Origin of the sequence: Pseudomonas luteola NBRC 103146, from assembly GCF_002091675.1 — a bacterium.
GTDB lineage: Bacteria > Pseudomonadota > Gammaproteobacteria > Pseudomonadales > Pseudomonadaceae > Chryseomonas > Chryseomonas luteola.
The window spans coordinates 1-8,523 of the sequence record NZ_BDAE01000053.1; the positions used below are offsets into that span (position 1 = coordinate 1).

Consider the following 8,523-nt stretch of genomic DNA (forward strand, 5'->3'; position numbering starts at 1 on the left):
TCCCAATGTGTACCGCCAGAAAGCTCGTTAGTGCTGGGGCTTTCGCTAGCGATCGTGCCCTCAACCCAGGAGAACCCGGCAGGGTGAATAGAGAGGTTTATGCGGCTATGCAGGATCTGTTGACCGCCACCATTACCGGCACTAGCGATACTTTCGACCTCGGTAGCCTCAGCGACTCGCGGAGCGGTCAGGCCATACGCCACTGCACCGGCGCCGAACAGGATCGAGGTATAAACGCCACCGGTAGCGACTAGGGCGTCATCTACCACCACAGCAAGGCCGCGGTAGGTGGGCATCCGCATGTTCTGCTGGCTTAGCGGGATAAAGTCGATCAGGTCCTGCTTGAGCGCTTCCCGGTACAGATCCGAGTGCATGGCAATAGCGGTGACTGAATCCATTGCATCGCCCATAGTCCCGGCAGCATCGATCACCGCTTCAGGACTGAAGGTAGAAGCAGTCGTGCCACTTATATCCAGCACCATGTCGCCGCCATCGTTGGCAATGTTGTCGTTCATCACACCCGACAGTGAGGCAATGATTCGACGCTGCAGTTGGCGTTCCCAATACGCGGTTACGCGGGACTGAATACGGGCAATTGCGTCAGATCCAGCCAGCTCAGAAGCAAGGTTCATCGCGGACCAGGACTGGTGCAGGAATGCCTTACGGATGAGCTGTTTGCCGGTGTTGATCTTCTTAGGCGTGGAATGCTGGTCAGGGTCATCTGTCACGATGTCGGCTTCATCGTTGCCCAGGTCCAGCCAGAAAGGAACGGTGTAGCTGTCAGCCCCTGCTGTGAGCTGCGCGGTAATGACGTTGTTCTTTACAGCAACACCAGAGGCGACTAGGGCGGTCTTCTCCATCGTGTTCTGGACAACATAGTCAGTAAAAGCAGATGGAACGATAACGTCAGATAGACGTGTAGTAGCCATGAGGATATAGCCTCGAATCATAGAGTTTGATTCGCGGGTCACAGACTTCGCGGAAGGGTAGCCACAGGCTAGAGGTGTTACAGGATTGGCCACAGGCCGGGGTATTGCGGGATGCCCACAGGGCAAAGGTACTGGCTAGAGAGTAGTTAAAACTCCCTAGCTACAATATAGCATTACCGTAGACCAAACGGACTAGCTGGCTTGGGTTCATTAGCGACTGCTGGTTTAGGTGTATAGCCTGATCCAGACTTCACACCGACAGCACCACCACCAGAGGCTCTAGAGCCAATCAGGATGCGGTCAAATTTGCCTGTCTTTACCAATGCTGACTCGATGTCCTTAGCTGTGAACTGGGCGGGTCGGATAGCTTCCTCGTCGTCTAGCTGGACTTCGACCGGCTTGCCTTGCTTGTCCTGCATCTGAATCTTGCCGTCTTCACCAAGAACGAACTGGTAGTGCTCCTCTAGCTCCATACGGGCCAGACGTGGCGAGACAATGAATAGATCCTTGAGCATGGCCTCTACTGGCTTGTTTAGCTCCAGATCCATCAGCTTGCCGTTAGCCGCTTGCAAGGCGCTCTCCAGTTCACTTGTACGGGCTTTGGCCTTCTTGGATTCGTTAAGCAGCTCGGCATTCTTCTGCCGTAAGCGCTCGATTTCTTCGTTCAATGTGTCGATGTCAGGTTCTGTACTCATTGGGCTACCTCATGGATTTGGATCTGTTGGACGATGATCGTCAGGAATGCCAGGGCCTTGCCACCGTTGCCGATTGCGCCCTTGCTGCGGAGTAGGCCGGATGCTGTCAGCCTTGAATGTTTAGCCAGTCTGCTGATTAGTGCAGCTTGCTTGTCATTGCGGATCAGAGCACGGACGGCTCGGTTTGCCTGATCGCTGTAAATGGTGCAGTAGCGCTGCCCTGTCTCGTCGAACTGCAAACCACCCGACAGGCTACCCACGATGGTTGCAGTCAGCATTAGCGGGCCTCCACTTGCAGCACAGGCAGGTTCTCAGCCAAGGCAATCAGCAAGGCCGATGCTTGAACGTCTCCCTGGTCGGCTGCGGAACGGATGCGTTCCCAGGCTGCGGCCACTTCTGAGCGGGTCGGCTTGTGCTGTCTCCCGCGCACCTTAGGGCTCGTACTCGAACTCGTACTCATAAAGGCACCTAGCAACGTTATAACTTAATAATGGCAAATTAGAACTAATCTGTTCTTTTGTCCAGTATTTTTTAAGTCTACTTCAGATGCAACATTGATGTGAGCAAAGATGCTCGTACTGGCGGGGCTTTCAGGCTAGTTAATAGGCCTAATTCGTATCACTAATTTTTAAATACCCAAAATGATACGCCCCTGCTCCAGCCTGCTGTCAGGGTTAAAAGTGTTCCAGGGACACAATTAGGGCCTACCGGATAATCCCTCAGATGTGAGGGACTTAATTCCCCCCAAAATGGGTATTTAACGGTGCTATTTGCACTCGTTGGCGGCAAAGGCCAGCCGCTTGCGAATCCTGCCCTAGGCTACTGCCTTCGTATGCACGAAATGTGGGACGTTTGTTAAAAACAGTTAATGCCTCGCGCGTACGCGTACTGGTCGCAAAACTAACCGTTAGAAAGTAAAAAACCCCGCACAGTGGCGGGGCTTATGGGCTTACAGCAGTGAGATAACCAACTGGCTAGCACCCATTTGCTTGCCGATGATTTTCAGTCGCTCAATATCGTCATTCCAAGACTCCTCAGAAAGAGGAGCACTTAGCAATGTGCTGTAGTCGTTATCAAGCAAACGTACAGAATATGTCGTCTCTTTCGAAGATTGAGCAGCAGCAGTGGTAAAGTTGGATTGCATGGCGTTTCCTCCTAAGGCTTCACCGTGTGATAGTCAGTCCGGTGTTCGCAGCATCGGACTGACAACTCTCTACACTTATGTCCTCTTATAAACAGCTTTGTTGGCATAGTTACGGCGCTGCCACTCAGCCAAGCCCTTGCTTTCGACTGCCTTTCTAAAACGGCGTCCAAGAGACTTGCGTTCACCATTAGACATAGCACTCCAAGCCTGCGAATCCAGCACATCCTCAAGAAAGAACTCCTCTCCTGAGGGAATTTTATCTAGCCCTTGTATAGCCTCATGAAGAGTGGTTTCTACAAGAGTGCTTTCAGCTGCAGGCTGCTCAAGAGCATCGCGCAGAAGTTCTTCAATGAAAGCCTCTACCGGAGTGGTGCCGGCTTCTTTGGATTGAGCAATTAAAGCTGCAACCAGATCATCAGGGATATTTAAAGTAACAAGCATGGTTTAATCCTCATTAGTGAACTCATGTCCACGTGCACATCATAATGAGTTTAATAATGAGGTCAACTACTTTTATAAAATGATTGGTTTCAGTTTGACGTATTGGTCTCACTGATCACTGCACAGTGCAGGCATGATTTTTATCTGGTGCTGGTCCAGTGTGTTGTTTTTGACACTCAGGACGACTCTTTCCAGTTGTTGGCCCCATCCAGAACTTGACGTTTATCAGGTAGAGAACAAGTTGTGCCTTTTGGGCAGGACAAGTTCTACCCTTTGGTAAGGACTGGATAGGGTGAAACTGATCTGTTGGTCTGACTCGGATCTAGTTGAAATGCGATGATATTTAATCGAAGTAATCAGGATTGAGTGTGCAGATTGAAAGGCCTCGAGTCGGTAAATCAATCCCCATAACTAAGCAATGAAGATGATTAAATTAAGAACTGCTATGCGCCGCGAGGTGTGTGCAGAGGAAGGATGACGAGGAAGAAGGAGCAAAGAGGAGAGGAAGAGGAGGAAGGGAGTTAATATTAACCTCGATAAAGACAAGGAAAAAACCTCTACAAGCCAGTAACCACGCGGCTTACAGAGATTTTCCCTTGTTTCTCGTAGCTACTTCAGAGCTGGTCAATTTCAAGGGTTAGCCGGAAGCCAGTTTCGGACAGTATCCGATTCTCTAAATCTGCCTTGTTTGGCTTAGTCTTGCATGTCAGGCCGTCATGCTGGAGCAACAGCACATCACCTTTGAGAGCGGTCATCAGTGAGCGCAAGGCTAAGGCTTCAGCACCCTGCAGGATATGAGCTAGCTGCTCTTTATCATCAGCAGCCAAGGCAATCTCGTTGCCAAAGTCATTAACCAACACGCCAGCCTTTTTAGTCTGAGCAATATAGGCCGCTATGACTGCCTTTCTGGCACGCTTCACATCATTATTGAGTGCTACCAGAGGCTCAAAGGCCAGCGCCCTTTCTACAGCCTCCCAGCCAAGACGACGAGTAATAGCTAGACGGTTTTCGGCGATACTTGAAGACAAGGTTGCACCGTAGATCATCGCCACTAGCATGAACTTGGCATCATCCTCGGATATACCAGCAGCCAAGGCCAGATCCAGGCGCGTGGCTTTCTTGTTGTTCAAGTAGCGAGTAATGGCTGGGGTTTCCATGCCTTCGCGTGCTGCCATTTGGGATAGCAGTGCCCAATGGCAGTTTTCGAAGTCCACGTCATAGCAGCCAATAAACGCAGCCTGTCTTACTTCGCTATAGCAACGTTGAAGGTTAATCATGCCTTCGGCATACAGTCGGCCAGCCTCGCTTTCAATGTAACGGGTAGGCACTACGAAACCGGGCACATTGGAACACTTGGCGATGTCCAGCAGCTTAGAGGCTTGGGCCTTGGCCTTCTCTACGCGGTCTCTAGCATATTCACGACCACGGTTAGGGCTGCGGCTATTGCGAATCTCATTCCATTTTTTAAAGGCCCAATCGAACCCAGGCGGGCACTCTTCGCCATACAGCCAAGCATCAGCCGCTTCGTCGAATTCGTGCAGCGTGTCGCCATTGATGGGAACAGCAGTATCTATCACATTTCGGGCATGCTTGGATGTTTTGCCGGATCGGGTCTTAGATTGAATGCCGTCTCGCTGCATTCGATAGACTGAGCCGTCTGCGTTAATGAGCCCTGATTCAGGCTCCTCTAGTCCCGTCAGCAACATTTGACGAGAGCGCTGCAAGTAATCCGCTGTCAGCTTCTTGGCCTTTGCAGTCACTGTCCAACCTCCAGCGCTTTTACCAATCTTGGGTTTTAACGTTAAGACAAACCACCCTAGCGCCGAATTCACCTCATCGAACCGTTTAGCACTACCAAAAACGGCCTGTTTTGTTTCCCAGTGATGAGGGATAAGGTCACTGTCTCCAGAATTGTGCAGGAATCTGCCTCCTGACCAACCCCAGAGAGCGCTCGCCATGTAGCACTTCTCATGTTCTTGCAATGAAGCAAACACATCACACTGGCTCGCCAGGAACCTGTCAAAGCTACGATTCCTACAGCCTAGACTCTTATATGCCGGTTGCTTTTTTCTGGCTCTGATTGCCATTTGCGCTCCGTAGCGGAGCGATACATAGGCGGGACTGGTTAAAAATACACTCGTTGATGACCTGGTGCATTTCTACTAGTATCACGCCACTGAATCGCCTCTTAGTCGTTGTTGATTCATGAATCAGCCTTTGCCGGTGATGATTCATATCTAAAAAAGCCCGCATTTTGCCGATGTGGGCTTTTTTTTGCCCGGTCGATGCTAGCGGTCTGCCGTCACTCTGTCATCCATCTAATCCAGACTCTTTAGTAGATCAGCAAATGATTGCACCGAAACGGACGGGGGTTTCTGTCCCCCGGTTGGTTTGGCCTGATCATCCTGTCTATTTACGTCTACTTTAGACGGCTTGTGCTCTAGCAATAATTGCCGCTCCTGCAGCTCTATCAGCTTCTCCATTACCGCCACCAAACGTAGGGCTGTCGCCTCGGTCATTGGTGCATCAGGGTGTGCAACCGGGGGCGTGCAAACCTGTGCAGGTTCAGGGTGTGCAATTCCCTCAGGGGTGTGCAATGCACCGTAGACGCGGATCAGCTCTGACGTTTCAAAGTACCTTCTACCATCTGGCCCGACGCTATAGCTAATGCGGCCTTGGTCGCAATGGTTATATAGGGTTCGCCTCGACTTTCCGGTCAGTGCAATGGCTTCAGCAAGGGTGTGCAACATATGCAGGGCCTTAGGTATGCAACAGTGTGCAAACTCTAACAGTTAAGCCAAGCTGTCGCGGATCTTGATTACCGTAGTGGTCGAGCATCCCGCATGTCGGGCAGTAGCTCGAATACCCAGGTTTGCGGCTAATAGCTCACGCACTCGCTTGTGCAGATCCTCATCTACTGGCCTGCCTTTGTACTTACCCTCGGTCTTGGCCTTCTCGATGCCTTGGGCCTGTCGTTCTCTACGCTGCTCATAATCCTTACGAGCGATAGCGGCCATCATGTCGAGCATCATGTTGTTGATCGCTGCCAGCATCCGGCCTGTGAACTCGTCGCCCTTGGTATCCAGCATCCCCTGGTGACTGGTCGGCAGATCGAGCGCAACGATACGCAGCCCCTTGGAATCGATAGCCCCCTTTAGCTTTTGCCAGTCATCTGCAGGAAGGCGGGAGAGACGGTCGATAGACTCCACCAGGAGCACATCACCCTTACGTGCATCCTTGAGTAGACGCAGCAACTCAGGCCGGTCAGTGCGAGTACCCGACTCGTTCTCCAGATAAGTGCTGGCTATGGTCTTGCCATGATCGGTGGCGAATTGCTCCAGCGTCTCACGTGCGCGGTTGGCATCCTGCTCTTTGGTTGAAGCGCGTAGGTAGGCGCGAACGAACATGACTTTTCTCCGGGTGTTGCAGTTTAGGTATCTACTTAATAAGTGTTGCACTTTAAGTATCCACTAAACAAGAGAAAAGCCCGAAAAAGGTTAAATAAACCTGTATCAGCTCATGTGTACTTAAAAATTACGACCAATGGCGATAAGGCTTTTGAGATTGAGCTTCTGAAAGTGCTGTAAAATTAGTGTCATATAGCCACTAATGAGCCAGGGAGACGGCTTTGATAAGTGAACTCAGTGAGGAGCAGATTAAACAGGCTGCTTTGAAACTCGTTATGGACCGAATCACTACAGGCAAAGTAAATCCTAATTGCCGCCAAGAGCTTCGTGTAGCTATACGTCAAGCTAGAAAACTTGTCCTAGCTAGTTTAGAAGCAGCCTCCAGAGTTGTTAACGATGCAGAAAATGCACTTGCATCCGTTCAAGCTGGCTACTTACCTTCATCAACCCTATACATGGGTAAGAGTTAAGCGTTCCAGAAACTCCGGTTCTGTCTCGGTTGATGCCCGGTAGACTCGTCTCCCTTCCTGGTCAGCCTCTCGAACCTGCCCGTCCTCACTAGTTAGGAGAATGTTTAGTGGTGGCCTCCATGCTCCATTCTTCAGCGCTTCAAGTTGCCTGCGGATAGTGTTCAGTTTCTTCATGCTACGGCCCTCATGGCGTCATACAGGCGTGCAACGTGCTCACCCATACCAACGCCCTCGGTTGGCTGCGGAATCACCACAGCGGCCTCTGGAAGCGTTTTAAAAGGCATCATTACAGCCCCTGGTCGGCAGTTACCAGAACGTTCGATCTTGTGTGCATAGTCCAGAAAGGCACGAACCAATGCTTCAGCCTGTTCAGCCTCTCCCATGACATACATCTGCCGGAATGCTCCAGCAACGTAATAGGCGCAGACGTAACCAGAGCATGGCAAGTTGACGCCACCTTCCTTGGCATCCACCACCGCCACCAGGATCACCGTCAGGCTGTCATCAAAGCGTTCCCGGATCTCCTCGGAGGCTTTCTGAATTTCAGCGCGTAATGTTTTCAGAGTCATCAAATAGTTGCTCCAGTGTTTGAGCGGGTCGGGCGCTTCCACCTGTAGCGGCTGCGCTTAGTTCATCCATAATGTCGCTAATTTCTTTGACTGTGTTGTTAAAACGCACGTTCTCTGCTTCTCGCTTCAGTTTTACTATCAGGGATCGCTTGCTCATCTGCGCTCCTCCAGCATTTGCCTTAGCTCGGCTAGTTGTTGCTCCAGCTCGGCAACCTCAATCACACGGGCCATGCTGACTACTGAATCAATCAGTGCCTTACCCTGGTCAGGTGGCAAGGTGCCGGAAGCCACAGCGGATAGGATTGAGCGAGCACAGGCAGGAAGGTCAGAGGCGTCCAGGTCAAAGTGAACAGGTTGGGCCACTGGCTTGACGGTGGGCACGAGTCGTTCCAGCACCAGCCGACATGCAGCCATATCACCCTTCTGTGCAGCCTCAAGCACTACTTCAGCCACAGCATCAGCACCAGAAGCCAGCTTGGCCCGTAGGTCTGCCGTCTTGCTTGAGCGTCCACCAGGATTGCCAGACTGTCCCGGCTTCCAGGTGCCATTCTTACGGCGTCCTGTACGGGCTTTGGTTGGGTTTTCAGGTGTGTTCAATGGTTACGTCCTCCTCACATGAGAACAGGACATCAATCAGCCTCTGGGCGCGTTCCTGCACCTCCTGTTCACTATCTCCTTGGAGAATGACCAGGGTTTTGCCTTTGTGCTTGAGGCGTGCATGGTATTTGGGCGGGAGGCCGCGGCGTTCTCGGTAGATCTGTTGGCCTCGCTCGATTGGGATCAGGTCCATAGCGTAAAAGGGGGTATTGCTACCCCCGTCTCCCTTACTTCGTGACCAGGAAGGCCAGCGGGACGGCCTTACGCTCGA

14 protein-coding genes are annotated in these 8,523 nt (G+C 51.5%); 1 reads left to right on the forward strand and 13 read right to left on the reverse strand.

Annotated features, from left to right (window positions below; all coding sequences use genetic code 11):
• The 9 genes from PLU01S_RS24540 to PLU01S_RS24580 all read right to left on the reverse strand — a co-directional run.
• Nucleotides 1–929: hypothetical protein (locus PLU01S_RS24540; RefSeq protein ID WP_139804001.1), on the reverse strand; the 929-nt coding region annotated here is incomplete at its 3' end.
• Nucleotides 930–1,102: 173 nt separating this feature from the next.
• Nucleotides 1,103–1,624, reverse strand: coding sequence for a coiled-coil domain-containing protein (locus PLU01S_RS24545; protein ID WP_074830716.1), 522 nt, complete (start codon nt 1,622–1,624; stop codon nt 1,103–1,105).
• Nucleotides 1,621–1,902 (reverse strand): hypothetical protein, encoded by a 282-nt coding sequence (locus PLU01S_RS24550; RefSeq protein WP_074830713.1) that lies wholly within the window; start codon nt 1,900–1,902, stop codon nt 1,621–1,623. The genes PLU01S_RS24545 and PLU01S_RS24550 overlap by 4 nt, the downstream gene beginning before the upstream one ends.
• Entirely contained in the window at nt 1,902–2,084 is a 183-nt protein-coding gene (locus PLU01S_RS24555; protein ID WP_074830710.1) for a hypothetical protein, read from the reverse strand. The genes PLU01S_RS24550 and PLU01S_RS24555 overlap by 1 nt, the downstream gene beginning before the upstream one ends.
• Before the next feature lie 489 nt (nt 2,085–2,573).
• Nucleotides 2,574–2,768, reverse strand: coding sequence for a hypothetical protein (locus PLU01S_RS24560; protein ID WP_074830707.1), 195 nt, complete (start codon nt 2,766–2,768; stop codon nt 2,574–2,576).
• A 75-nt stretch (nt 2,769–2,843) separates the two neighbouring features.
• Nucleotides 2,844–3,209, reverse strand: coding sequence for a DUF1413 domain-containing protein (locus tag PLU01S_RS24565; protein ID WP_074830704.1), 366 nt, complete (start codon nt 3,207–3,209; stop codon nt 2,844–2,846).
• A gap of 614 nt (nt 3,210–3,823) precedes the next feature.
• On the reverse strand, nt 3,824–4,969 hold the full coding sequence (locus PLU01S_RS24570) for a hypothetical protein (RefSeq protein WP_074830751.1): 1,146 nt from the start codon (nt 4,967–4,969) through the stop codon (nt 3,824–3,826).
• Between the two features lie 558 nt (nt 4,970–5,527).
• Nucleotides 5,528–5,959, reverse strand: a complete 432-nt coding sequence (locus tag PLU01S_RS24575) for a helix-turn-helix domain-containing protein (RefSeq protein ID WP_084339949.1) — start codon at nt 5,957–5,959, stop codon at nt 5,528–5,530.
• 42 nt (nt 5,960–6,001) lie between these two features.
• Complete coding sequence (locus PLU01S_RS24580) at nt 6,002–6,616, reverse strand: recombinase family protein (RefSeq protein WP_074830797.1); 615 nt, start codon at nt 6,614–6,616, stop codon at nt 6,002–6,004.
• A 221-nt stretch (nt 6,617–6,837) separates the two neighbouring features.
• On the opposite strand from PLU01S_RS24580, the gene PLU01S_RS26070 reads away from it, so the two are divergent.
• Complete coding sequence (locus tag PLU01S_RS26070) at nt 6,838–7,086, forward strand: hypothetical protein (RefSeq protein ID WP_139208990.1); 249 nt, start codon at nt 6,838–6,840, stop codon at nt 7,084–7,086.
• 170 nt (nt 7,087–7,256) lie between these two features.
• Here PLU01S_RS26070 and PLU01S_RS24590 read toward each other — a convergent pair whose 3' ends face one another.
• The 4 genes from PLU01S_RS24590 to PLU01S_RS24605 form a co-directional block, all read right to left on the reverse strand.
• Entirely contained in the window at nt 7,257–7,655 is a 399-nt protein-coding gene (locus PLU01S_RS24590; RefSeq protein ID WP_074830722.1) for a hypothetical protein, read from the reverse strand.
• Entirely contained in the window at nt 7,630–7,812 is a 183-nt protein-coding gene (locus PLU01S_RS24595; RefSeq protein ID WP_074830725.1) for a hypothetical protein, read from the reverse strand. Before PLU01S_RS24595 ends, PLU01S_RS24590 begins: the two co-directional genes overlap by 26 nt.
• The gene (locus tag PLU01S_RS24600) at nt 7,809–8,252 is read right to left on the reverse strand and encodes a DUF5681 domain-containing protein (RefSeq protein ID WP_074830728.1); all 444 of its coding nucleotides are present in this window, start codon (nt 8,250–8,252) and stop codon (nt 7,809–7,811) included. Before PLU01S_RS24600 ends, PLU01S_RS24595 begins: the two co-directional genes overlap by 4 nt.
• The coding region (locus PLU01S_RS24605) for a hypothetical protein (protein WP_244901225.1) at nt 8,239–8,523 on the reverse strand (285 nt) is incomplete at its 5' end. The genes PLU01S_RS24605 and PLU01S_RS24600, both read right to left, overlap by 14 nt.